General features: G+C 70.3%; 22 protein-coding genes and 1 riboswitch. Of the genes, 12 read left to right on the top strand and 10 right to left on the bottom strand.

Features of this window, described 5'->3' with window-relative positions; genetic code table 11:
- Position 1: 1 nt before the first annotated feature.
- Entirely contained in the window at positions 2–367 is a 366-nt protein-coding gene (locus AB0959_RS01835) for a hypothetical protein (protein ID WP_366824230.1), read from the bottom strand.
- A gap of 155 nt (positions 368–522) precedes the next feature.
- Between AB0959_RS01835 and AB0959_RS01840 the strand changes: the two genes are divergently transcribed.
- From AB0959_RS01840 to def, 7 genes are all read left to right on the top strand, one after another.
- Entirely contained in the window at positions 523–897 is a 375-nt protein-coding gene (locus tag AB0959_RS01840; RefSeq protein WP_366824231.1) for a hypothetical protein, read from the top strand.
- Positions 894–1766: a hypothetical protein gene (locus tag AB0959_RS01845; protein ID WP_366824232.1), complete on the top strand. Its 873-nt coding sequence runs from the start codon at positions 894–896 to the stop codon at positions 1764–1766. Before AB0959_RS01840 ends, AB0959_RS01845 begins: the two co-directional genes overlap by 4 nt.
- A gap of 646 nt (positions 1767–2412) precedes the next feature.
- Positions 2413–2802, top strand: coding sequence for a roadblock/LC7 domain-containing protein (locus AB0959_RS01850; RefSeq protein WP_366824233.1), 390 nt, complete (start codon positions 2413–2415; stop codon positions 2800–2802).
- 173 nt (positions 2803–2975) lie between these two features.
- Positions 2976–4322 (top strand): HD-GYP domain-containing protein, encoded by a 1347-nt coding sequence (locus AB0959_RS01855; RefSeq protein ID WP_366824234.1) that lies wholly within the window; start codon positions 2976–2978, stop codon positions 4320–4322.
- Complete coding sequence (locus AB0959_RS01860; RefSeq protein WP_366824235.1) at positions 4319–5563, top strand: HD domain-containing protein; 1245 nt, start codon at positions 4319–4321, stop codon at positions 5561–5563. The genes AB0959_RS01855 and AB0959_RS01860 overlap by 4 nt, the downstream gene beginning before the upstream one ends.
- Positions 5564–5788: 225 nt before the next feature.
- Positions 5789–6769: a hypothetical protein gene (locus AB0959_RS01865; RefSeq protein WP_366824236.1), complete on the top strand. Its 981-nt coding sequence runs from the start codon at positions 5789–5791 to the stop codon at positions 6767–6769.
- Positions 6770–6926: 157 nt separating this feature from the next.
- Positions 6927–7577, top strand: a complete 651-nt coding sequence (gene def, locus AB0959_RS01870) for a peptide deformylase (protein ID WP_366824237.1) — start codon at positions 6927–6929, stop codon at positions 7575–7577.
- A gap of 46 nt (positions 7578–7623) precedes the next feature.
- On the opposite strand, the gene AB0959_RS01875 is transcribed toward def, so the two are convergent.
- Positions 7624–8586, bottom strand: coding sequence for a helix-turn-helix domain-containing protein (locus AB0959_RS01875; RefSeq protein WP_366824238.1), 963 nt, complete (start codon positions 8584–8586; stop codon positions 7624–7626).
- Positions 8587–8679: 93 nt separating this feature from the next.
- On the opposite strand from AB0959_RS01875, the gene AB0959_RS01880 reads away from it, so the two are divergent.
- Positions 8680–8931 carry a hypothetical protein gene (locus tag AB0959_RS01880; protein WP_366824239.1) on the top strand — a complete coding sequence of 84 codons (252 nt, stop codon included), beginning with the start codon at positions 8680–8682 and terminating at the stop codon, positions 8929–8931.
- On the opposite strand, the gene AB0959_RS01885 is transcribed toward AB0959_RS01880, so the two are convergent.
- From AB0959_RS01885 to AB0959_RS01920, 8 genes are all read right to left on the bottom strand, one after another.
- Positions 8844–9872 (bottom strand): ribonucleotide-diphosphate reductase subunit beta, encoded by a 1029-nt coding sequence (locus AB0959_RS01885; protein ID WP_366824240.1) that lies wholly within the window; start codon positions 9870–9872, stop codon positions 8844–8846. The genes AB0959_RS01880 and AB0959_RS01885 overlap by 88 nt on opposite strands.
- Complete coding sequence (locus tag AB0959_RS01890) at positions 9872–12262, bottom strand: ribonucleoside-diphosphate reductase subunit alpha (protein WP_366824241.1); 2391 nt, start codon at positions 12260–12262, stop codon at positions 9872–9874. Before AB0959_RS01890 ends, AB0959_RS01885 begins: the two co-directional genes overlap by 1 nt.
- A 145-nt stretch (positions 12263–12407) precedes the next feature.
- A riboswitch (cobalamin riboswitch) is annotated at positions 12408–12497 on the bottom strand.
- 77 nt (positions 12498–12574) lie between these two features.
- A complete protein-coding gene (locus AB0959_RS01895; protein WP_366824242.1) occupies positions 12575–13081 on the bottom strand; it encodes a GNAT family N-acetyltransferase in 507 nt (168 codons plus the stop codon).
- 62 nt (positions 13082–13143) lie between these two features.
- A complete protein-coding gene (locus tag AB0959_RS01900; RefSeq protein WP_366824243.1) occupies positions 13144–14133 on the bottom strand; it encodes a nucleoside hydrolase in 990 nt (329 codons plus the stop codon).
- Positions 14134–14573: 440 nt separating this feature from the next.
- The gene (mctP, locus tag AB0959_RS01905; RefSeq protein WP_366824244.1) at positions 14574–16211 is read right to left on the bottom strand and encodes a monocarboxylate uptake permease MctP; all 1638 of its coding nucleotides are present in this window, start codon (positions 16209–16211) and stop codon (positions 14574–14576) included.
- The gene (locus AB0959_RS01910; protein ID WP_366824245.1) at positions 16208–16498 is read right to left on the bottom strand and encodes a DUF3311 domain-containing protein; all 291 of its coding nucleotides are present in this window, start codon (positions 16496–16498) and stop codon (positions 16208–16210) included. The genes mctP and AB0959_RS01910 overlap by 4 nt, the downstream gene beginning before the upstream one ends.
- A gap of 130 nt (positions 16499–16628) precedes the next feature.
- Positions 16629–16787 (bottom strand): hypothetical protein, encoded by a 159-nt coding sequence (locus tag AB0959_RS01915; protein ID WP_366824272.1) that lies wholly within the window; start codon positions 16785–16787, stop codon positions 16629–16631.
- Positions 16788–17021: 234 nt separating this feature from the next.
- Complete coding sequence (locus AB0959_RS01920) at positions 17022–17786, bottom strand: GntR family transcriptional regulator (RefSeq protein ID WP_366824246.1); 765 nt, start codon at positions 17784–17786, stop codon at positions 17022–17024.
- A gap of 405 nt (positions 17787–18191) precedes the next feature.
- Here AB0959_RS01920 and AB0959_RS01925 point away from each other — a divergent pair, with 405 nt between their 5' ends.
- The 4 genes from AB0959_RS01925 (at position 18192) to AB0959_RS01940 (ending at position 23011) form a co-directional block, all read left to right on the top strand.
- Positions 18192–19493: a sugar ABC transporter substrate-binding protein gene (locus tag AB0959_RS01925; RefSeq protein WP_366824247.1), complete on the top strand. Its 1302-nt coding sequence runs from the start codon at positions 18192–18194 to the stop codon at positions 19491–19493.
- 109 nt (positions 19494–19602) lie between these two features.
- Positions 19603–20628: a sugar ABC transporter permease gene (locus tag AB0959_RS01930; protein ID WP_366824248.1), complete on the top strand. Its 1026-nt coding sequence runs from the start codon at positions 19603–19605 to the stop codon at positions 20626–20628.
- Positions 20625–21518: a carbohydrate ABC transporter permease gene (locus AB0959_RS01935; RefSeq protein ID WP_366824249.1), complete on the top strand. Its 894-nt coding sequence runs from the start codon at positions 20625–20627 to the stop codon at positions 21516–21518. Before AB0959_RS01930 ends, AB0959_RS01935 begins: the two co-directional genes overlap by 4 nt.
- 8 nt (positions 21519–21526) lie before the next feature.
- Entirely contained in the window at positions 21527–23011 is a 1485-nt protein-coding gene (locus AB0959_RS01940) for a glycoside hydrolase family 3 N-terminal domain-containing protein (RefSeq protein ID WP_366824250.1), read from the top strand.
- The last annotated feature ends 81 nt before the right edge of the window (positions 23012–23092 follow it).

Consider the following 23092-nt stretch of genomic DNA (forward strand, 5'->3'; position numbering starts at 1 on the left):
TTCAGACGTCGAGGCCGGCCTCGATCCGCTTCAGGCCGTGCCGGGCCAGGGCCAGGTTGCTGCGGCCTCGGTCGAGCGCCAGGTACAGGAAGAGCGACCCCTTGCTGCCGGCGAGCGGCCGGATCAGGTGGTACTGCTGGCCCAGCGTGATCAGGATGTCCTCGATCACGTCGTCCATGTCCAGCGAGGCCAGCGTGCGCATCTTGGAGCGCACGACCTCCGTGTTCCCGGCCGCGGCGAGTTCCAGGTCGAGGCCCTGGCCGCCACCGAGCGCCCCGAGCGACATGCCGCTCTCGTAGTCGACGAGGGCCACGCCGATCGCGCCTTCGATGGACATGGCTTCCTTGAGCGCGGTCTCGATGCTCATGCTGCTGCCCCAATTCCTCAGTGCTGCTGACCGGTCACTGTCCGGCCATCTACGATCGAACACATGCGACCCGTGGGTCACAAAACGTCAACTTTGTTGTGTGTTGTGGAAGTTGACGTTCAAAGTACTGTGCGACGTAGCGAGAGGGAGGGGGAATGGGGGAAATGGCGACGGCTCTCCAAACGTCCCTGGACCGGCTTCTCGATTCCCCCGGGGTCACCGGCGTCGCTCTCGTCGACGCCGTCACCGGCCTGACCTACGGCGTCGCGGGAGACACCACCGAGGCGGGGGACGGAGCGCAGGCCTCCGAACTCGCCGCCCTCATCGCAGAACGACTGGGTGCGGCGGGCGCCGAGGGGGAGTTGGAGAGCGTGGTCACGACCAGCACCAAGCGCCAGCAGGTGCTCTTCACGGTGGCGCGGCCGGCGGGTGACCCCCTGCTGCTGACGGCGGGACTCGACCGGGACCGGGCCAACATGGCGCTGGCCCTGCGGAGTCTGGGCGACCGGGCCGGCGAGGTGCTGGCGTGAACGCGCCCACCGCACGCAACGCGCCCACCGCACGCAACGCGCCCACGGCACGCAATGTGCCCGCGCTTCTGCTGGGACTCCGCGAGGAGGGCTTCAGCGGGACGGTGCGGGTCTCCGGCCACCCGGGAGGAACGATCCACCTGCGGGACGGGCTGGTGGGCGCGATCGAGACCCCGGGCGCGCCGACCGTCACGTCCGCGCTGCTCACCTCGGGCCGGATCGGTGACGAGGCCTGGCTGGCCGCGTGCGCCACGGAGCCCGACGCGGACCGGCTGGGCGGACGCCTCGTGGCCGCCGGGCTGATCGGTGCCGCCGAACTGGAGGTCGTCTGCGCCGCGGCCGTGTTCGACGGCGCGTTCGCCATGGCGCTGAGCCCGCCGGGCGGTTGGGAGTTGTCCGATCGTGAGCCCGCGCTCGTCGCCGAGCCGGGCGTGGAGCCGCGACAGCTGACCGAGGAGACCTCGCGGCGGATGGCGCTGCTGGCCCGGTTGTGGGGTGCTCCGGGTGAGTTGACTCGTGTCCGTCCCGCGGCTGTCGCGGGTTCGGGCCCTCGTCGGTCCGACGGACTCGCACGTCGGCACCAGGACGTCCTCGACCATGTCAACGGGCGCCGTACACCGCGTGACATCGCCTTCGCGCTGGGACGCGGACTGTACGCGGTCATGCTGGACCTCATACGCCTGCAGACGCTCGACCTCGTCCGATGGGACGCCAAAGCCCCCTCCGACAGCCGGCCGAGCACCGCTGCCCGCGCACCCCGGACGGACCCGCCCACCGCCGCCGCGCCACCGAAGGTGGTGCCCCTGCCGAAGCGCACGCCTGGAAGCGGATTCCCCGGGCACGACGCCGGACAGAGGGGTGGGAGTTGAGTCCAGACGACGACCGGGCGGCGAAGGCCCGGCAGCGGACCACGGGCGCCCGTTCCCAGCGAGCCCCCACGCGCAGACGCAAAGAGGCCAAGGCCCCCGAGGACCAGGAAGCGGACAGGGCGTCGGAGGGCCGGGACGCGGCCGAAGCCCCACCGGACCAGGACCAGGGCCAGGACCACGGCCAGGACCAGGCCCGAGCAACGGGACCCCAGGACCCCGCACCACAGCAAGCGCCACAGGACCGAGCACCAAAAGACCCAGCGCCACAGGACCCAGCGCCACAGGACCCAGTACCCCAGAACCCCGAAGAACCGACGACGGACGCACCCACGCCGGACGCCGACCCCGGTTCCGTATCCGCGCGTCAAGCGTTACCGGCACGCCGGCCGCTGCCCCGACGCGGTGCGGTACCGGCACCCCGGAGCCCCCGGCAGGAGGCCGAGACCCCGCCCGCGGCGGCGCCCGTACCCCCGCCTGCTCTCTTTTCGATGCTGTCGGCCGAGGACCTCGCCGCCGACCAGCCGTCGATCGAAACGCTGCGGCGCGTCCGCGAAGCGCTGCGGGGTTTACCGGAGTCCGACTGACTCCGTGAGTCCGTTTGGACCATACCAGTACCGGCATATGCCCGGAACAAGGAGCACGACACATGACCGAAATCCCACCGCCCGATTCCCTGACCGGCATTCTGACCTCGCTGCGTGAACGGGTGATGGGGGTCTCCGAGAGCGTCCTGTCCACCATCGACGGCCTCCTCGTCGTCGCGGACGCCGACACGGTCCACCCGGAGTCCGTCGCCGCCCTCGCCGCCGCGACCCTCGGCGTCGGCCGCCGCATGGCCGACACCACCGGTGTCGGAGCGCTCCGTGAGGTGGTCGCCCGCTGCGGATCGGGCCACGTCATCGTCGTGGCCGTCGGCGACCGCGCCCTGCTCACCGTCAAGGGCGACGACGGGCTCGACCTCGTGGCGTTCCAGCGCGAGTCGCCGGCCACGGTGGAGCAGCTGAACAAGGTGCTCGCCTCCGACGTGGCGGGGTGAGACGCGGCCCGGCGAACAGTCGCACGCGTACCGGACGAACGTACGAACATCAGGGCGTCCGATCACCCGGACGGGGTATTCAGCGCCGCGCATGACCGCGGAATCCGTCCATAGCCTCCCCCACCTGCCCCGCTCCGCCCTAGGCTCCGGAGCCGGAAAAAGGGAGGAGCACGATGGGGTCTGTTCCGGCATGGGCACGTGTGTACGTCGCCTGTGTCGTCACAGGTGCACTGGTCTGCCTCGCCCCCGTGCCGGACGTCCACGTTCCGTGGTGGGCGGTGGGGTTTCTCGCGGCGCTGTACGCCGGGTGCGAACAGGCCACCCGGTGCCGTCTTCTCGGGCGCCACGGGCCCCGGAGCATGGGCACGTTCTTCCCCGTCCTGCTGGCCGGGGCCTTCCTGTTGCCGCCTCAGGCCGCCGCGCTCGTGGCTATTCCGGGCGCCCTCCTCGCACGGGTCGAGCAGCGGCCGCGCCGGCTGCGGCGCGTGTGGCGGGCGGCCCGGCTCGGCCTCGCCGTGTGGGCGGCGTCCCGGGTGCACTGGGCGCTGGGCGGCCGGGACACCGTCGCCGAGCCCGACTTCCCGGACGCGCTGGTGCCGGCGGTCGTCGCCGTCCTGGCCTTCTGCGCGGTCCTGACCGCCCTCGACGGCGCCATCCTGGTCCTCGCCGAGCGGGTGCCGGTCCGGAACGCCTGGCGCGGGCTCTTCCTGCGGTCCCTGGCCCCCGCCGCCGTGCACGGCCTCGCGGGGCTGATGATGGCGGTGCTGTGGCGCAGCCACTACGGACCGGTCGCCGCACTGCTCGTCCTGCTGCCGATGTACGTGTCCTGCTGGGTGTTCACCCAGTACCACCGGGAGCGGGCCGCTCACCAGGCCACCATCCGTGCCCTGGTGCAGGCCGTCGACATCAAGGACGGCTACACGCGCGGCCACAGCGAACGGGTCGGCCAGGCGTCCATGATGATCGCCGCCGAACTGGGCATGGACGACACGCGGGTCGAGGTGCTCCGCTTCGCGGGGATCCTGCATGACGTGGGCAAACTCGGCGTCCCCACCCGGCTGTTGCGCAAGAACGGGCCACTGACCCCGGAGGAGCGGCGGGTCATCGAGCTGCATCCCGAGTACGGGCACGAGATGGTGCGCGGCATCGGGTTCCTGGGGGAGGCGCGCTCGGCGATCCTGCACCACCACGAGCGGCTGGACGGCAGCGGGTACCCGTACGGACTGGCGGGCACTCAGATCCCCGAGTGCGCACGGGTGGTGGCGGTCGCCGACGCCTTCGACGCGATGACGTCGACCCGGTGCTACCGGCGGGCCCGCCCGGTCGCGGCCGCGCTGGAGGAGCTTCAGCGGTGCGCGGGGACGCAGTTCGATCCGCGGATGGTCGAGGCGCTCGTACGGGCCCTGGTCCGGCACGGCTGGCATCCCGCGGTCACCGCGGACGGCGACGGCGACACCGACGAGCAGCGCGGAAACGTCCCGCCACAGAGCGCACCCCTGCGCGCGGAGGCCGGCTCGTGACCCACCCGTTCGTCACCCTCGTCCACGGGGCCGCCGCCCTCGTCGCCGCCACCGGCCTCGCCCACACCCTCTGGTACGGCCTCGCCGAACCCGGGACCGCCCTCGCCTTCGGACTGCTCGTCGCCATGGGCGAGCTCTCCCGGTGGCGCGGCGCCGAGGGACGGGAGCGGGCGCCGCTCGGGACGGCCGGGGCGCTCGCGTACGCACTGCTCGGGGCGAACGGCGGGGAGCCCACACGGCACGGTGTGGCCCAGGTCGTCGCCGTGGTCGTCGCGGCCGCGCTCGCCGGGTGCGTGCCGCACGTGGCCCGGGGGCACGGGCCCGCCTCCGACCACCTCGCCCGGCGCGTCCTCACGGTCGCCTTCGCCGCCGTCTGCTTCCAGCCCCTGTGCGGCCGGGGCGCGTTGCGGGAGTGGAGCGGGCCCGCGTACGTGCTGCTCCTCGTCGCGCTGCTCGTCCTCACCGTGCTGTGCGACGCCGTGCTCGCCGCGGTGCTGGCCCGCTCGCGCACCGGCTGGCCGCTGACACCGCTGCTGCGGGACGAGCTGCGGGCGCTGCTCGGCATCGGGTCCGCCGTGTGCGCCACCGGCGTGGTGATGTCGCTCGCGGTGTCCGTCGTCGGCCTGTGGGCGCTGCCCGTGTTCTCGCTGCCACTGCTGCTCACCCAGCTCTCCTTCCGCCGGTACGCGGCCGTGCGCGCCACCTACCGGCAGACCATCGCCTCCCTCGCGCGGGCCACCGAGATCGCCGGGTACACCCCCGCGGGGCACGCCCGGCGCGTGGCCGCGCTCAGCCGGGCCGTGGGGCGGGAGCTGGGACTGTCCGGGCCGGAACTGACCGTGCTGGAGTACGCGGCCCTGATGCACGACATCGGGCAGCTCTCCCTGGTCGACCCCGTACCCGCCGGGGCCACCGCCGTCCTGCCCGCCGAGGAACAGCGGCGGATCGCCCTGCTCGGCGGCGCGGTCGTCCGGCAGACCGGGGTGGACGCCGAGGTCGCGGTGGTCGTCGAGCGCCAGGCGGATCCGTACCGCGACCAGCCGGTCAGCGCGCGGATCGTACGGGTCGTGAACGCCTACGAGGAGAAGGCGCGCGACGCCGGGCCGGGCGGGCCGCTGCGCGCGCTGGAGGAACTGCGGCTGGCGACCGCCCGCGACTATCAGGCCGAGGTGGTCGAGTCACTGGCCCGGGTCCTGCTGAGCCAGCGGGCCGGCGCGGTGGCGGCCCCCTGTGGCGATTAGCTCCGGGCGTGCTTCGTGCAAGGGTGGGGAGGACGACCGGGGTGGGGAAGGCGACCAGGGTGGGGAGGACGACCGATGGGCGGTCTGACCCCGGCCAAGGCTGGGTAACCCATGGGTAATGAGCGCCCTTCCAGCCGTACGTGGTTGGATGCGAGGGAGAGGGTGTCCGGGGGCACAAGGCCAGCCCACTCCACCGGAACGGGACGGAACTGGCAGGCGGGAATCGTGAGGATCTTCGGCAAGGGACGGCACCGGCCCTCCGCCTCCTGGCGGCAGGCCACCGACCGCGCGTTCACGCTGATCGGCGACGGGCGGTACGAGGACGCGGGCGCGCTGCTGACACGTGCCGCGGACCTGGAGCCGTGGCTGTCCGAGTCCTGGTTCAACCTCGCGCTGCTGCACAAGTTCCGGCACGACTGGGAGCAGGCACGCGCCGCGGGCCTCAGGGCCGTCGCGCTCCTCGACCGGGAGACCGGGGCGCCCGACTGGTGGAACGTCGGTATCGCGGCCACCGCCCTGCAGGACTGGCCCCTGGCCCGGCGGGCCTGGCAGGCATACGGCCTTCGGGTGCCCGGCGGCCCCGGCGCCTCCGGTGAGCCCGTCGGCATGGACCTGGGCAGCGCGGCCGTGCGGCTGTCGCCGGAAGGCGAGGCTGAGGTCGTGTGGGGGCGTCGCCTCGACCCCGCCCGGATGGAGGTGCTCTCCATTCCGCTGCCGTCCTCAGGCCGCCGCTGGGGCGAGGTCGTCCTGCACGACGGGGTACCGCACGGCGAGCGCACCACGGCCGCCGGGCACGCGTACCCGGTGTTCGACGAGATCGAGCTGTGGGCGCCCTCGCCGGTGCCCACGTGGGTGGTGCTCCTGGAGGCGGCGACCGAGGCCGACCGGGACGCCCTGGAGCAGCTCGCCGCCGACGCCGGTTTCGCCGCCGAGGACTGGTCGTCGTCCGTGCGGCTGCTGTGTCGGCTGTGCTCGGAGTCGCGGATGCCGGCGGACGAGGGTGACGGTGATCATCTCGACCCGCACGATCACAGTGAGCCGGGGCATCCTGGCCCGTTGGGTCACCGTACGGACGGGCAGCTTTGGGCGCCTGAGCGTGAGTGTGGGATTGCCGCGCCGGCGTCTCTCGTGCGAGGGCTCTTGGACGGGTGGATGGCAGACAGTCCTGACTCCCGGGACTGGCGGGATCTCGAAGAGGTTTGCTGAGCGCGGTTGTGACGTCTGTCGGTCGGCACTGCGGGCCGGCTGTGGCTGGTCGCGCAGTTCCCCGCGCCCCTGAAGGGCTGCGCCCCTGAAGGGGCGCGAACCCCCGTACCCTGTATCCGCATCTTTGCTTGAGAACCCAGGAAGGCATACGTCGGTCATGGCGCAGCAGGACACCGATCAGCAGCACGCGGGCGTGCTCCCCGTGGACGACGAGGGCTTCGTCATCGACACGGAGGACAGCGAGGAGCGCGAGCAGGCCTACCGCGAGCGCGGCACCTCGCGTCCGATCACCGTCGTCGGGAACCCGGTGCTGCACAAGGAGTGCAAGGACGTCACCGAGTTCGACGACGAGCTGGCGGCGCTGGTCGACGACATGTTCGCCAGCCAGCGCACCGCCGAGGGGGTGGGCCTGGCCGCCAACCAGATCGGCGTCGACCTGAAGGTCTTCGTGTACGACTGCATGGACGACGAGGGAGCCCGGCACGTCGGCGTGGTCTGCAACCCCCGGATCGTCGACCTGCCCGCCGAGAAGCGCCGGCTGGACGACAGCAACGAGGGCTGCCTGTCCGTGCCGACCGCGTACGCGCCGCTCGCGCGCCCCGACTACGCCGAGGTCACCGGGCAGGACGAGAAGGGCAACCCGATCAAGGTGCGCGGCACCGGCTACTTCGCCCGCTGCCTGCAGCACGAGACGGACCACCTGTACGGCTACCTCTACATCGACCGGCTCTCCAAGCGGGAGCGCAAGGACGCGCTGCGGCAGATGGCCGAGAACGAGCCGCGGTACCCGGTCGTTCCCAACGACTGATCCGTTCCTGGGACGGCACGGCGGCACGACGGCACGACGGCACCGCTCAGGCGGCCTCCGGTCCTCTGAACGCGCGCCGGTACGCCTGCGGGGTCGTCCCCAGCGACCGTACGAACTGATGGCGCAGCGCGGCCGCCGTGCCGAAGCCGGTGCGGCCCGCGATCGCGTCCATCGTCTCGTCCGTGCCTTCCAGCAACCGCTGGGCCAGCAGCACGCGTTGGCGCAGGATCCAGCGGTACGGCGTGGTGCCGGTCTCCTGCTGGAAGCGGCGGGCGAAGGTGCGCGGCGACATGTGGGCGCGGGCGGCGAGCTGCTCCACGGTCACGTCCTCGTCGAGGTGCTCCTCCATCCACACCAGCACCTCGCCGACCGTGTCGCACCGCGACCGCGGCAGCGGCCGTTCGACGTACTGGGCCTGGCCGCCGTCCCGGTGCGGCGGCACCACCATGCGGCGGGCGATGGCGTTGGCGACCTGGGGGCCCTGCTCCTTGCGGACCAGGTGGAGGCAGGCGTCGATCCCGGCGGCGGTCCCGGCGGAGGTGATCACCGGGTCGGCGTCCACGTACAGCACGTCGGGCTCGACGATCGCCCGCGGGTACTGCCGGGCCAGCTCCTCGGCGTGCCGCCAGTGCACCGCGCAGCGCCGCCCGTCCAGCAGCCCCGCGGCGCCCAGCAGGAAGACGCCGGAGCACACGCTCAGCACCCGGGTGCCGCGGTCCGCCGCCCGGCGCAGCGCGTCGAGCAGCTCGGGCGGATAGGTCCGGCTCATATAGCTGTTCCCGGCCGGGACGGCGATCAGATCGGCCTCCTCCAGCCGCTCCAGACCGTGCGACGTGCCGACCGTGAAGCCGGCGTGGGTGCTGAGCGTCGGCCCCTCCGCCGAGGCCACCGCGAAGTCGTACACCGGCAGCCCCTCGTCGCTGCGGTCGAGGCCGAACACCTCGCACACGACTCCGAGTTCGAAGGGATGCACCCCGTCGAGCAGGACGACGGCCACGTTCTTCAGCATGCTGCCAGTGTGCCTCGCCGATGGCAGGAAATCGAGGGGGTGCGGCAGTCCTGCCACTCGCGGTAAGGAGTATCCGGCGCCAGAGTGGTGTCCATGGATACGACACGCATCGAAGCCCTCACCGGAATGCTGACCGCCCTCGGGATCCTCGTCCTGCTCGTCCTCCCCTCGGTGATCGGGATCGTGCGCGAGAGGCGCATCGACCGACAGCTCAGGGAGGCCGAGCAGAGGAACCTGCGGGCGGAGCGGCCCGAGGTTCAGAAGTCCTCGTCGAAGCCGACCGAGCCCTCCACGGCGACCTGGTACGCCGAAGGCCGCCTCTCGAAGAAGTTGGTCAGTTCCTGAACCCCCTGAAGCTCCATGAAGGAGAAGGGGTTCTCGGAGCCGTACACCGGGGCGAAGCCGAGCCGCGTCAGACGCTGGTCGGCCACGCACTCCAGGTACTGCCGCATCGAGTCGGTGTTCATCCCCGGGAGGCCGTCACCGCACAGGTCGCGCGCGAACTGCAGCTCGGCCTCGACGGCCTCCCGTAGCATGTCCGTCACCTGCTGCCGGAGCTCGTCGTCGAAGAGGTCCGGCTCCTCCTTGCGGACGGTGTCCACGACGTCGAAGGCGAAGCTCATGTGCATCGTCTCGTCGCGGAACACCCAGTTGGTGCCGGTCGCGAGGCCGTGCAGCAGACCACGGCTGCGGAACCAGTAGACGTACGCGAAGGCCCCGTAGAAGAACAGCCCCTCGATGCACGCGGCGAAGCAGATCAGGTTGAGCAGGAACCGGCGGCGGTCGGCCTTGCTCTCCAGCCGGTCCAGCTTCTCGACCGAGTCCATCCACCGGAAGCAGAACTCGGCCTTCTCGCGGATGGAGGGAATGTTCTCGACGGCCGCGAAGGCCGCCGCCCTGTCCTCCGGATCGGGCAGATAGGTGTCCAGCAGCGTCAGGTAGAACTGGACGTGCACCGCCTCCTCGAAGAGCTGCCTGCTCAGGTACAGGCGTGCCTCGGGGGAGTTGATGTGCTTGTACAGCGTCAGCACCAGGTTGTTCGCGACGATCGAGTCGCCCGTCGCGAAGAAGGCCACCAGGCGGCCGATGAGGTGCTGTTCGCCCTGTGACAGTTTCTCGAGATCTGACACATCCGAGTGGAGATCGACCTCCTCCACGGTCCAGGTGTTCTTGATGGCGTCCCGGTAGCGCTCGTAGAAGTCGGGGTAGCGCATGGGGCGCAGGGTCAGCTCGAAGCCCGGGTCGAGCAGGTTCTTGGACGTCACAGCCTTGGTTTCGGTGGTCATTACTGGCAGGCCTCGCAGGACTCGGGGTTTTCCAGGGAGCAGGCGACGGCCTCGGGGTCGGCGGCCTGCTGAACGGGGACGGTCTTCTCGGACCGGGCCTGTGCCTGTGCCTGTGCCTGTGCCGCACGGGCGATGCGGGTCGCCGGACGGGAGCGCAGGTAGTACGTCGTCTTCAGGCCCGACTTCCAGGCGTACGCGTACATCGAGGAGAGCTTGCCGATGGTCGGCGTCTCCAGGAACAGGTTCAGCGACTGGGACTGGTCCAGGAACGGGGTGCGGGCGGCCGCCATGTCGATCAGGCCGCGCTGCGGGATCTCCCAGGCCGTGCGGTACAGGGCGCGCACGTCGTCCGGGATCCAGCCGAAGTCCTGCACCGAGCCGCCCGACTCGCGCAGCGCCTCGCGGGTGCGGGCGTCCCACACGCCCATCCGCTTCAGGTCGTTCACCAGGTACGAGTTGACCTGGAGGAACTCCCCGGAGAGCGTCTCACGCTTGAACAGGTTGGAGACCTGCGGCTCGACGCACTCGTACACGCCGGCGATCGAGGCGATGGTGGCGGTGGGGGCGATCGCGAGGAGGAGGGAGTTGCGCAGGCCCGTCGCCGCGATCCGCTCGCGCAGCGCCGACCAGCGCTCGGGCCAGGTCAGCCGCACGTCGTAGTGGTCGGGGTGCAGGACGCCCCGGGCCGTACGGGTCTTCGCCCAGGCGGGCAGCGGGCCGCCGCGCTCGGCCAGGTCGGCCGAGGCCTCGTACGCGGCGAGCATGACGCGCTCGGCGATACGCGTGGAGAGCGCCTTGGCCTCGGGGGAGCCGAAGGGCAGCCGCAGCTTGAAGAAGACGTCCTGCAGACCCATCGCGCCGAGACCGACCGGGCGCCACTTGGCGTTGGAGCGGCCCGCCTGCTCGGTCGGGTAGAAGTTGATGTCGACGACGCGGTCGAGGAAGGTGACGGCGGTGCGGACGGTGGCGTCGAGCCGCTCCCAGTCGAGGTCGCCGGCCGCCGTGTCGACGAAGGCACCCAGATTCACGGACCCCAGGTTGCACACCGCCGTCTCCCCGTCGTCCGTGACCTCCAGGATCTCGGTGCACAGGTTCGAGGAGTGGACGACGTGGCCCGGCTCGGCCGTCTGGTTGGCCGTGCGGTTGGCCGCGTCCTTGAAGGTCATCCAGCCGTTGCCGGTCTGGGCGAGGGTGCGCATCATGCGCCCGTACAGGTCACGGGCCGGGATGGTCCTCCTGGCCAGCCCCTCCGCCTCCGCCCTGCGGTAGGCCGCGTCGAACTCCTCGCCCCACAGATCGGCGAGCTCCGGCACGTCGGCGGGGGAGAAGAGGGACCAGACGCCGTCCTCGTCGACCCGGCGCATGAACTCGTCGGGGATCCAGTGCGCGAGGTTCAGGTTGTGCGTACGGCGGGCGTCCTCACCGGTGTTGTCCCGCAGCTCCAGGAACTCCTCGATGTCGGAGTGCCAGGTCTCGAGGTAGACGGCGGCCGCGCCCTTGCGCCGGCCGCCCTGGTTCACGGCGGCGACCGAGGCGTCCAGGGTCTTCAGGAACGGGACGATCCCGTTGGAGTGCCCGTTCGTGCCGCGGATCAGCGAACCGCGGGAGCGGATGCGGGAGTACGCGATGCCGATGCCGCCCGCGTGCTTCGACAGCCTGGCCACCTGCTGGTAGCGCTCGTAGATCGAGTCCAGCTCGTCCTTCGGGGAGTCGAGGAGGTAGCAGGACGACATCTGGGGGTGCCGTGTACCGGAGTTGAAGAGGGTGGGGGAGGAGGGCAGGTAGTCGAGGCGGCTCATGAGCCCGTAGAGCGCGCCGACCTCGTCCACGGACCGCGCGCTGTCGTCCTCCGCGAGCCCGGAGGCCACCCGCAGCATGAAGTGCTGGGGTGTCTCGACGACCTTGCGGGTGATCGGGTGCCGCAGCAGGTACCTGCTGTGCAGCGTACGCAGCCCGAAGTAGCCGAAGCGGTCGTCGGCGCCGGTGTCCACGAGCGCGTCGAGGCGGGCCGCGTGCAGCCGTACGAACTCGGCGGTGCGGTCGGCGATGAGCCCTTCCCGGTGGCCCACGGCGACGGACTCGGAGAACGACGTGACGCCCTGCGAGGCGGCCTCGGCCGCGATGCCGATCGTCAGCAGCCGGGCGGCCAGCCTCGAGTAGGCCGGATCCTCCGAGATGAGACCGGCCGCCGCCTCGGTGGCCAGCTCGCGCAGCTCCGCGTCGTCGGCGTGCGCGGACCGGCCGCGCAGCGCGGCGGCGGCGACCCGTCCGGGGTCGGCGTCGGGCAGGTCGGCGGTCAGCTCGGTCAGGGTCCGCAGCAACGCGGTTCCGGGACCGTCATGTTCCTGCTGGACGGCTGCTGAGACCGGATCGGCTGGCGCGATGGTCACGTGGGGGCTCTCCCTCGCTCGGCACGGGGCCTTGCGGAGGGCAGGGGGCAGCACACGAACGCACACGGCGTCGCGTCCACCGGCCCATTCCACGAGGCCCGGACGTCGGGCACCCGGACCGTTCGGGCCGGGCGCACTGTCGGCAGGTCCTCGGACTGACCATGCGTGCGGACATGGGTATGTACGCACGCAAGTACACCGTTGCGGGACAGTTCCGGATTCGCACCGGATTCCCCTGCGGCGACAGCGAGCATGAGCATACATCTTGTGTCGGCTTGTGGAAGCACCCCCACATGTTGTGTTGTGGAGCTGTCAGAGCGTCAACTCATAGGTGATGAGCGTGATGTCGAGGAGGTGCGGAAGCGGGTTCCAGTCGCGGTCGGGGGTGCGGGTGAAGCCGAGACGTTCGTAGATCCGGTGGGCCGCGTGCATGGAACGCTGGGTGGACAGGACCATGCGGACGCAGCCGGGTGTGGACCGCGCCCCCTCGACGCAACGGCGGACGAGCGCCTCGCCGACGCCCCGGCCGCGTGCCTCACCGGCCACCGCGAGCATCCGTATCTCCGCCTCGCCGGGCCGCGCGATGTCGGCCATGGGCCCGCCGGCCGGCACGAAGGTCACTCCGCCGAGCACGCGGCCGCTCTCGACGGCGACGAGCACCTCGGCCGCGGCGGCCCGCTTGGCCACGTCCCGCAGTTCGCCGAGATACCCGTCGGACTCCCCGAAGTCGAGCAGCCCGTCGCCCAGATAGGCCTGCGCGGTGATCTCCCCGATGACCTCGTACTCGGCGGGCCTCGCCTGTCTGATGGTGATGTCCATGGTGGGGAGTGTGCCGGACGGGTGCGACGACGACTCGCGGATTTCCACGGCTCCGGGGGAGCTCAGCCCACGCCCGGCCACTGCGGCAGGGCCGCCACGAAGTCCTTCGTGAAGTCGCGGGGGCCCGGGCCGAGGGCGACGCGGCCCGTGAGGGTCACACGGGCGGAGAGGGTGGGGGAGTCGGTGTAGTAGGCGCGCTGGGCGGCCGTGGGCACGAACACGGTCTTGCCGCGGGTGAGTTCGCTGGCGGACTCGACGACGACCGCGCCCTCCGCGACGGTGAGGAACGCCTCGTCCGCGCACGCGCCCACGGCGAGCGGGTCGTGCAGCGGGCAGGCGTCGCCGCCGCCGTGGCGGCGGTAGGCGTCCATGTAGACCCGCAGCAGGCGGACGGCCAGCGCCGTGCCGGGGCCCGCCGCCTCAAGGGCGGCCAGGTCGGCGGGGCCGAAGAGCCAGTGGTGCGAGGCGTCCAGGTCGACCATGGTGAACGGGATGCCGGAGGACAGCACCACCTCGGCGGCGTCCGGGTCGGCCCAGATGTTGAACTCGGCGACCGGCGTGATGTTCCCGGGCACCTGCGCGGCGCCTCCCATGAAGACGAACTTCCTCACGCGCCGGGCGAAGCCCGGATCCTCCAGGAGCGCGATCGCCACGTTGGTGAGCGGGCCGGTGGCGCACACGGTGAGCTCGCCCTCGTACTCCCGGGAGAGCCTCAGGAGGGCCTGCGCGGAGGACTCCGGCAGGTGGGGGGCCGTGGAGTCGGGCAGTGTCTCGTTGCCGAGGCCCGCGGGGCCGTGGAAGGCGGACGCGGCCGTGTACGGCAGGCGGGTCAGGGGGCGGCCCGCGCCGCGGTGGACCGGTATGTCGGCGTCGATGCCGAAGGCCCTGGTGAGGGCGCGGGCGTTCAGGTACGTCTGCTCGGCGGGGAGGTTGCCGCCCACGGAGGTGTAGGCCTTCAGGTCCCACCGTCCTGTACCCAGTAGGTACTGCAGGGCCAGGGCGTCGTCGATGCCGGGGTCACTGTCGAGGACGATCGGGGGGCGGGCCGTCACGGGCACCTCCGGTGGGGCGGGGTGTTTCCTGCCAGCTCAGCCCCTGCGAACGGTTGTGTCAATCGGGCCCCTCGGGGAGGGGTTTCTCGCCCCCACCGCCCCTACCCGTCCCATCCTGTCCCTGGGCGCGGCGCCCCCAGGCCCCCGGGACTGGGGGCGTCTGGGGTGGGTGATTGGCTGCGGGTTGGGTGTGGCTGGTCGCGCAGTTCCCTGCGCCCCTAAAAGCCGTGCGGTTCCGCGCGTTCTTGAAAGACGCCCGGTTTCCCGTGCCCCTGCAAACCAGCCCCGCCGCGCACATTCAGCCCCTTGGGGGCACCTCCCAGCGGTAGCTGGGGGAGTTTGAGGAGCGGGGTCCGGGGCGGAGCCCCGGGGGACGGGAATGGGTGGGGGCGGCGGGGGCGAAAAACCCCTGCCACCCCCACCCGCGGCCAGCGGAGCGGCTAGTGCGCCGACCCCGCCGTCGCCGGAGGCAGCTCCACCGACACGCCCGCGTCGCCCGCGTCCGCCGTGTAGTCCTCCGGCCTCGTCTCGTCGATGCCGTCGGGGGCCTTGACCGCCTTCAGGACGAACGTGAGGACGACCGTGACGACCACGTTCAGCACGAACGCCGTCAGACCGATGTAGCCCATCTCGCCCAGCCCGGGGATCTCCGCGTTGGAGCCGCCGAAGTGCTTCTGGGAAGGGTTCGTCGGCGAGGCGACCCCGTACGCGGCCAGCGTCCCGTACACCATGCCGACCGCCCAGCCCGCGAGCAGCGCCCAGCGGTGGAACCAGCGCGTGAACAGGCCGCCGACGAGCGCCGGGAAGGTCTGCAGGATCCAGATGCCGCCCAGCAGCTGGAAGTTGATCGCCACTGTCTTGTCCATCGTCAGGACGAAGACCAGGGCGCCCACCTTCACCAGCAGCGACACCAGCTTCGAGACCTTGGTCTCCTGCTGGGGCGTGGCGTCCGGCTTGATGAAGTCCTTGTAGATGTTGCGGGTGAAGAGATTCGCGGCCGCGATCGACATGATGGCCGCCGGCACGAGCGCGCCGATGCCGATCGCCGCGAAGGCCACACCCGCGAACCAGGCCGGGAACATGTCCTCGAACAGCTGCGGGATGGCCAGCTGCCCGTTGGTGACCTTGACCCCGGCCGCGATCGCCATGAAGCCCAGCAGGGCGAGCAGGCCCAGCATCAGGGAGTACAGCGGCAGGATCGTGGTGTTGCGGCGGATCACCTCACGGCTCTTCGAGGACAGCGTCGCCGTGATCGAGTGCGGGTACATGAAGAGCGCGAGCGCCGAGCCGAGGGCCAGCGTCGCGTACGTCCACTGGCTCGCCTCGGCCGGTACCAGCGCGCCGCGCGGCTTGTCCGTCACCGGGTTCACCTGCGAGAACGTGTCTCCCGCCTTGGCGAAGACGTCGTCGAAGCCGCCCAGCTTGATCGGGATGTAGATGATCGCCACCGCGATGACGATGTAGATCAGCGTGTCCTTGACGAAGGCGATCAGCGCGGGCGCCCTCAGGCCCGACGAGTACGTGTACGCCGCCAGCACACCGAAGGCGATCAGCAGGGGCAGGTCCTTGACGAACCAGTTGGTGTTCTCGCCGCCGCCGACACCCATCACGTCCAGCACGGCCTGGATGCCGACCAGCTGGAGCGCGATGTACGGCATGGTGGCGAGGATGCCGGTGAGGGCCACGGCCAGCGACAGGCCCTTGGAGCCGAACCGGCCGCGCACGAAGTCCGAGGTCGTCACGTACCCGTGCTTGTGGGACACCGACCACAGGCGGGGCAGGAACGTGAAGATCAGCGGGTAGACCAGGATCGTGTACGGCACGGCGAAGAAGCCGGCCGCCCCCGCCGCGTAGATCGCCGCCGGGACCGCCACGAACGTGTAGGCCGTGTACAGGTCGCCGCCGAGCAGGAACCAGGTGATCCACGTGCCGAACGACCGTCCGCCCAGGCCCCATTCGTCGAGGCTGTGCTCGTTCTCGGCCCTGCGCCAGCGGGCGGCCAGGAAGCCCATGACCGTGACGGCCAGGAAGAAGAAGATGAAGACGGCGAGTGCGACGCCGTTCACGCCGTCGTTCATGCGCCGGCACCGCCCTTCGACGCGGCACGGGCGCGCTGCTCGCGCTGGTCACGCTGCCACAGCTTGTACGCGGTCGCGGTGAGAACCGTGGAGATGAGCACCCAGGCCATCTGGTACCAGTAGAAGAACGGGATGCCGATGAACGCCGGGTCCGTCTTGGCGTACGAGCCGACCCAGAGCATCGCCACGAACGGGGCGAGCAGGCAGACGGCGATGACCACCCGCACCGGTGTCACCATCCGCACCGGTGTCACCACCGGCGGTTTCACTTCAGGCGCATCTGACATGTGGCGGCTCCGTCCCCTCACTGATCACCGGTTCAACGCGCAGGAAATGTAAGGGACGTTTTCGCCGTACGGAACCCCCCGTCCGGATATCGGATGCGGAGGTTGTGTGCGAACGACACATCTGCGCACCTCAGAAGCAGCGGAACCCCTGTCGGGGGCCCGACTCCCGCCGGGACGGCACCGGAGCGTCCGCGATGAGCAGCGCGAGAGTGGCCGAAAGGACACCGTCCACCGTGGAGTTGGTGACGACGGTGCGCATGTCGTCCATGGACTTGGCGGGTGGGAGCACCTTCCCGGCGTCGATGGCGTCCTGGTGGACCTCCCGTTGCCAATGTCCAGACCACGACGGCCCTGGGGTTCGTTCGGCTTGTACGGGGACTGTTCTGAGCGTTCGCGGTGCGCACCGGGTAGTCCTCCCGTCCATGCGGAGACGGGAGGACCGTAGAGCAGGAAGAGGGCGCGCGCTACACCGCGTGCACTAGTTCAACCAGCGTGTTCCGGCCACCCCTTGGCGTCTACTCCGTTACTCCGTGGGCCGCTTCAGCCGTGCGACGAACTTGTACCGGTCACCGCGGTAGACGGACCGCACCCACTCCACCGGCTTGCCCTCCTCGTCCAGGGAGTGGCGGGAGAGCATCAGCATCGGCAGGCCGACGTCCGTGCCGAGGAGTCCGGCCTCGCGGGGGGTGGCCAGGGACGTCTCGATGGTCTCCTCGGCCTCGGCCAGGTGCACGTCGTAGACCTCGGCCAACGCCGTGTAGAGGGACGTGTACTTGACCAGGGACCGGCGCAGCGCGGGGAAGCGCTTGGCGGACAGGTGGGTCGTCTCGATCGCCATCGGCTCGCCGTTCGCCATGCGCAGCCGCTCGATGCGCAGCACTCGCCCGCCGGTGGTGATGTCGAGCAGCCCGGCGAGGGTGTCGTCGGCGGTGACGTAGCCGATGTCGAGGAGCTGCGAGGTGGGTTCGAGGCCCTGGGCGCGCATGTCCTCGGTGTACGAGGTGAGCTGGAGGGCCTGGGAGACCTTCGGCTTGGCGACGAACGTGCCCTTGCCCTGGATGCGCTCCAGCCGTCCCTCGACGACGAGTTCCTGCAGGGCCTGCCGCACGGTCGTGCGCGAGGTGTCGAACTCGGCGGCCAGTGTGCGCTCCGGTGGCACCGGCGTGCCCGGCGGAAGCGTCTCCGTCATGTCGAGGAGGTGCTTCTTCAGGCGGTAGTACTTGGGCACGCGCGCGGTACGGACGGTGGTGCCGTTCTCGTTCTCCGCACTGCTGACGTCGGTGCTCATGCTCCGCCTTCCCGGCTCCGTATGCCGACGCGACCGACGGATCTCGGTCACGGCTCACATCGTGGCACGGCTTTCCGCGCAGGTGTCCCCCGCACGCTCCGTGATCCCCTCTGTATACCTTCACGCCTCTCGCTGGTCTAGTCCACCGTAGCGAAGTGGTCTACCTCAAGCGCAAGGGTGTGGTCTGGTGATTTCGCCGGTTTCTTACTTAAAGGTTCCTGCATATGTAGGTCACATAACGGCTGGTGAGAGCGCACTCGAACCCTCTTGACACGTCATTTGGTCTGGGCCAAGCTCTGCGCACTGGTCTACACCTTTGGTCCAGTGTCCCGGCCCCACGGCAATACCTCGTCGTATGTCACCGCGGTGGGCAGGGGGGTTCGTGGCATCCCTGAGGAGGGTGGCGTGAAGCGCAAGCTGATAGCCGCGATCGGTATCGCGGGCATGATGTTCTCCGTCGCGGCGTGTGGGGGCGGCGACAGCGAGTCGGCCAAGGATCCGAAGGACCGCAAGGGCGATCTGACCGTCTGGCTCATGACGGACGCCCAGAGTTCCTGGCCGGAGCTGGTCAAGCAGGCCAACACCGAGTTCAACAAGAAGTACCCGGGCGTCAAGGTCAAGATCCAGTACCAGCAGTGGGGCGACAAGACCAAGAAGCTGGACGCGGCCCTCGCCGGCGACTCGTTCCCCGACGTCGTCGAGCTCGGCAACACCGAGACGATGACCTACATCCTCAACGGTGCTCTCGGCGACATCGACGCCAAGAAGTACGACAACTCCGACACCTGGATCTCGGGCCTCAAGGACACCTGCACCTACGAGGGCAAGCTCTACTGCGTGCCGTACTACGCCGGTGCGCGTGTGGCGATCTACAACAAGTCCATGTTCAAGGCCGCGACGGGCAGCGCCAAGCTCCCCGAGACCGAGACGGACCTGACCAAGGCGCTCGACAAGGTCCAGAAGAAGTACGGCAAGAAGGACAAGGCCTTCTCCTCCCTCTACCTGCCGGGCCGTTACTGGTACGCCGCCATGTCGTACGTCGCCGCGTACGGCGGCAAGATCGCCGAGTACGACGAGTCCTCCAAGAAGTGGAAGGCCACGCTGTCCTCGCCCGAGGCGCAGCAGGGCATCCAGCACTTCGTCGACCTCGTCAAGAAGTACAACCACGGCGACCAGACGAAGGACGAGCAGGACCACGCCAACGTCATGGCCAACGAGAAGGCGGGCCTGATCTACGGCAACGGCTGGGAGGCCGGAAGCGTCATCGACCCGGCGGCGAACGGCAACCCGAAGCTGAAGGACAAGATCGGCACCGCCGCCATGCCCGGGCCGAACGGCAAGACGCTCCCGTCGTTCATCGGCGGCTCCGACCTCGCCACCATCTCCAAGTCCAAGAACCAGGACCTGGGCCAGTACTGGATCTCGCTGTTCACCAACGAGAAGTCGGAGGCGGCTCTCGCGGCCAAGGACATCCTGCCCAACAACACCAAGCAGCTGGAGCCGCTGAAGAGCAAGCCCGAGACGGCGCCGATCGCCAACGCCGTGCCGGACGCCTGGTTCACCCCCATCGCGCCGGGCTGGGCCTCGGTCGAGAAGAAGGAAACGCTCGAGCTGATGCTGCTCGACATCCTCAAGGGCAAGTCGGTCGCCGAGGCCACCAAGGCCGCCGACACGGAGATCGACGGCCTGATCAACGAGGCCTCCTGACCTCGACGAGGTCACCGATCCGCCGACGGGCCGACCCGACCCGGCCCGTCGGCGGACGGTCCTGACCCAGTGACCTCTGCATCACCCAGGCGAACGGAAGGCCAGCACTGTGAGCGCCGCCGACATGAAAGCAGCCGACCCTCCGGTCCCCGTCCCGCGGAAACCCGGGCCACCGGAGTCCGGAACGCCGGCGGGACCGTCCGGTCCTCCGGACAGTGCGCCGGCCACGGGGACCAGAAAGCGTCGCGCGGGCCCCCTGCTGCCGTACCTGCTGATCGCCCCCACCATCGTCGCGCTCGCCGCCGTGTTCGTCTGGCCGCTGATCAAGACGGTGATCATGTCCTTCCAGGACGTCGGCCGCCGCGAGCTGTGGACCGGGGAAGCGGCGCCCTGGGTGGGCTTCGACCAGTTCACCGGCATCTTCGGCGACGGGGAGTTCTGGGACGTCGTCTGGCGGACCGTCCTGTTCATGACCGTCTGCGTCGTGGCCACCATGGGCCTCGGGCTGTTCCTCTCCCTGGCGATGCAGCGCATGGCGAAAGGGGTGCGCCTCGCCCTCACCGGCGCTCTCGTCGCCGCCTGGGCCATGCCGCTGCTCGTGGCCACCTCGATCTTCCGCTGGTTCGCGGACTCCGACTACGGCGTCCTCAACATGGTGCTGACGAAATACCTCGGGCTCGACTTCCGCGGCCACAACTGGTGGCTCGACCCCAAGCAGGGCTTCCTGATCATCGGCGCCGTCGTCGTCTGGGGTGCCATCCCGTTCGTCGTCATCACCCTGTACGCGGCCCTCACACAGGTCCCGAGGGAACTGGAGGAGGCGGCCTCCCTCGACGGGGCAGGCGCCGCCGGAGTCTTCCGCTTCGTCACCTGGCCGGTCATCAAGCCGGTCTTCCAGATGATCGCCACCCTGTCGGTGATCTGGGACTTCAACGTCTTCGGCCAGGTCTTCCTGATCCGCGGCAACAAGCCGGAACCCGAGTACAACCTCCTCGGCACCTACTACTACGAGAAGGCGTTCGAGTCGAACTCCTTCAGCCAGGGCGCCGCCATCTCCCTGATCTCGGTCCTGCTGCTGTCCGGCGTGGCCGTCTACTACCTGCGTCAGCTCCTCAAGATCGGAGAGGTCGAGTGAGCGCCACCGCCCCCAGCCGCGGCACGTTCCGCCCCTCGGGCAAGAGCCCCGCGTACCGCCCCGACCGCAGGAGGCGGAGCCGGCACGTCTACAACCTCGTCGGTGTGGTCGCCTTCGTGGTCATGGCCTTCCCGGTCTACTGGCTGGTGATCAGCGCACTGCGGCCGAACAACGAGATCCGCAGCTACGACCAGACGCTGTGGCCCAGTTCGTTCACGTTCGACAACTTCCAACGCGCCATCGACATGCCGAACTTCGGGTCGGCGATCCAGTCGAGCCTGATCATCTGCGGCACATCCGTGCTCGGCGGGATGCTCCTGTCGACGATCGCCGCCTTCGCGATCGCCCGCTTCCAGTTCATCGGCCGCAAGGCCTTCATGATGGTGCTGCTCGCGGTCCAGCTGCTGCCGCCGACCGCGATGCTCATCCCCATCTACATCCAGCTCAACGAGCTCGGCGGGCTCAACCAGTACTGGGGCGTCATCATCCTCTACCTGGTCTCCTCGCTGCCCTTCGCCACCTGGATGATCCGCGGCTTCGTCGTCAACATCCCCAGGGAACTGGAGGAGTCGGCGATGGTGGACGGCTGCGGCAGGATGGGCGCCTTCTGGCGGGTCATCCTCCCGCTGCTCGCCCCGGGCCTCGCGGCCGCCTCGATCTTCTCGCTCATCAACGCCTGGAACGAGTACCTGCTGGCGTACATCGTGCTCCAGGACAACGACAAGTACACGCTCAACGTGTGGCTGATGAACTTCACCACGTCCCGCGGCACCGACTACGGCGCGCTGATGGCGGCGTCCACGCTCATCGCCATCCCCGTCGTCGTCTTCTTCATGTTCGTGCAGAAGAACATGGCCTCGGGCCTGACCTCCGGCGCAGTAAAGGGATGACTCCGCCCATGACGACACTCGCAAGCGGGGCGGACACACTGACACGTGACGCCCTGACCGTCCTCCAGCCCGGCTTCCTGGGCACCACCGCCCCCGACTGGCTGCTGCGCCGCCTGGGCGAGGGCCTGGCCTCCGTGGGCCTGTTCGGCCGCAACATCGCCTCACCCGAGCAACTGGCCGCCCTGACGGCCGAGTTGCGCGCCGAGTGCGAGAACGTCCTGGTCGCGATCGACGAGGAGGGCGGTGACGTGACGCGCCTGGAGGTACGCACGGGCTCCTCCTTCCCGGGCAACCACGCCCTCGGCGCGGTGGACGACGTGGAGCTCACCCGCGAGGTGGCCCACGAGCTGGGCTTCCGCCTCGCGCAGTGCGGCGTCAACCTGAACTGGGCCCCGTCCGCGGACGTGAACGCCAACCCGTCCAACCCCGTCATCGGGGTGCGCTCCTTCGGCGCCGACCCTGACCTCGTGGCCCGGCACACGGCCGCGTACGTCTCCGGGCTCCAGGCAGCCGGTGTCGCGGCCTGCACGAAGCACTTCCCCGGGCACGGCGACACGGCGGTGGACTCCCACCACGCGCTGCCCCGCATCGACGCGGCCCAGTCCCTGCTCGAGGCCCGTGACGTGGCCCCCTTCCGGGCCGCGATCGCCGCCGGAACCAAGGCGATCATGAGCGCCCACATCCTGGTCCCGGCCCTGGACGGGGAGCACCCCGCGACCCTCTCCCCGCGCGTCCTGACGGACCTCCTGCGCAAGGACCTCGGCTACGAGGGCCTGATCGTCACCGACGGCATCGAGATGCAGGCCATCGCCGCCACGTACGGCATCGGACGCGGCAGCGCCCTCGCCATCGCCGCGGGCGCGGACGCGATCTGCGTCGGCGGCGGCCTCGCGGACGACGAGACGGTACGACACCTCCGCGACGCCCTGGTCTCGGCCGTTCGCTCCGGCGAACTGCCCGAGGAGCGACTGGCCGACGCGGCGACCCGGGTCCGCGAGCTGGCGGCCTGGACCGCCGGCCGTACCCCCGGGAGCGGCGGGACGCGTTCCGACGTGGGCCTCGTCGCCGCCCGGCGTGCGCTGACGGTGACCCCCTCCACGGCGTACGAGCCCGTGAGCGCGCCCCCCTTCGTGGCCGCGTTCACCCCGGTCGCCAACATCGCCGTCGGGGCAGAGACCCCATGGGGTGTCGCGGCGGAACTGGCGCGCCTGTGCCCCGGCACTCGGACGGCGAGCTTCACGGGGGAGGAGGCGGGACAGGCGGCCCTGGCCGCCGCGGGCCCCCGCCGGATCGTGGCCGTGGTCCGCGACGAGCACCGCCACCCCTGGATGCGCGCGGCCCTCGACGCCCTCCTCGCGGCCCGCCCCGACACGATCGTGGTCGAGATGGGCATCCCCCAGTCCCCACCCCGCGGCGCCCTCCACATCGCCACCCACGGCGCGGCCCGCGTGTGCGGCCGCGCCGCGGCGGAGGTCATCGTCGCGGGGGAGTGACACGAGCCGGACAAGCCGAAGGTGCCCGTGCCCCGACCGGGGCACCCCCACCATAGGCTGAGGAAGAGTGTGCGGGCGGGG

The organism is Streptomyces sp. NPDC046862 (assembly GCF_040704615.1).
Taxonomy (GTDB): Bacteria; Actinomycetota; Actinomycetes; order Streptomycetales; family Streptomycetaceae; genus Streptomyces.

Bases quoted from the DNA above. Each gene is read 5' to 3' on its own strand.
- AB0959_RS01940 (WP_366824250.1), top strand. From the start codon at position 21,527: ATGACGACACTCGCAAGCGGGGCGGACACACTGACACGTGACGCCCTG.
- AB0959_RS01880 (WP_366824239.1), top strand. From the start codon at position 8,680: ATGGATACGACACGCATCGAAGCCCTCACCGGAATGCTGACCGCCCTC.
- AB0959_RS01855 (WP_366824234.1), top strand. From the start codon at position 2,976: ATGGGGTCTGTTCCGGCATGGGCACGTGTGTACGTCGCCTGTGTCGTC.
- AB0959_RS01835 (WP_366824230.1), bottom strand. From the start codon at position 367: ATGAGCATCGAGACCGCGCTCAAGGAAGCCATGTCCATCGAAGGCGCG.
- AB0959_RS01875 (WP_366824238.1), bottom strand. From the start codon at position 8,586: ATGCTGAAGAACGTGGCCGTCGTCCTGCTCGACGGGGTGCATCCCTTC.
- mctP (WP_366824244.1), bottom strand. From the start codon at position 16,211: ATGAACGACGGCGTGAACGGCGTCGCACTCGCCGTCTTCATCTTCTTC.
- AB0959_RS01910 (WP_366824245.1), bottom strand. From the start codon at position 16,498: ATGTCAGATGCGCCTGAAGTGAAACCGCCGGTGGTGACACCGGTGCGG.
- def (WP_366824237.1), top strand. From the start codon at position 6,927: ATGGCGCAGCAGGACACCGATCAGCAGCACGCGGGCGTGCTCCCCGTG.
- AB0959_RS01920 (WP_366824246.1), bottom strand. From the start codon at position 17,786: ATGAGCACCGACGTCAGCAGTGCGGAGAACGAGAACGGCACCACCGTC.
- AB0959_RS01840 (WP_366824231.1), top strand. From the start codon at position 523: ATGGGGGAAATGGCGACGGCTCTCCAAACGTCCCTGGACCGGCTTCTC.
- AB0959_RS01895 (WP_366824242.1), bottom strand. From the start codon at position 13,081: ATGGACATCACCATCAGACAGGCGAGGCCCGCCGAGTACGAGGTCATC.
- AB0959_RS01850 (WP_366824233.1), top strand. From the start codon at position 2,413: ATGACCGAAATCCCACCGCCCGATTCCCTGACCGGCATTCTGACCTCG.
- AB0959_RS01885 (WP_366824240.1), bottom strand. From the start codon at position 9,872: ATGACCACCGAAACCAAGGCTGTGACGTCCAAGAACCTGCTCGACCCG.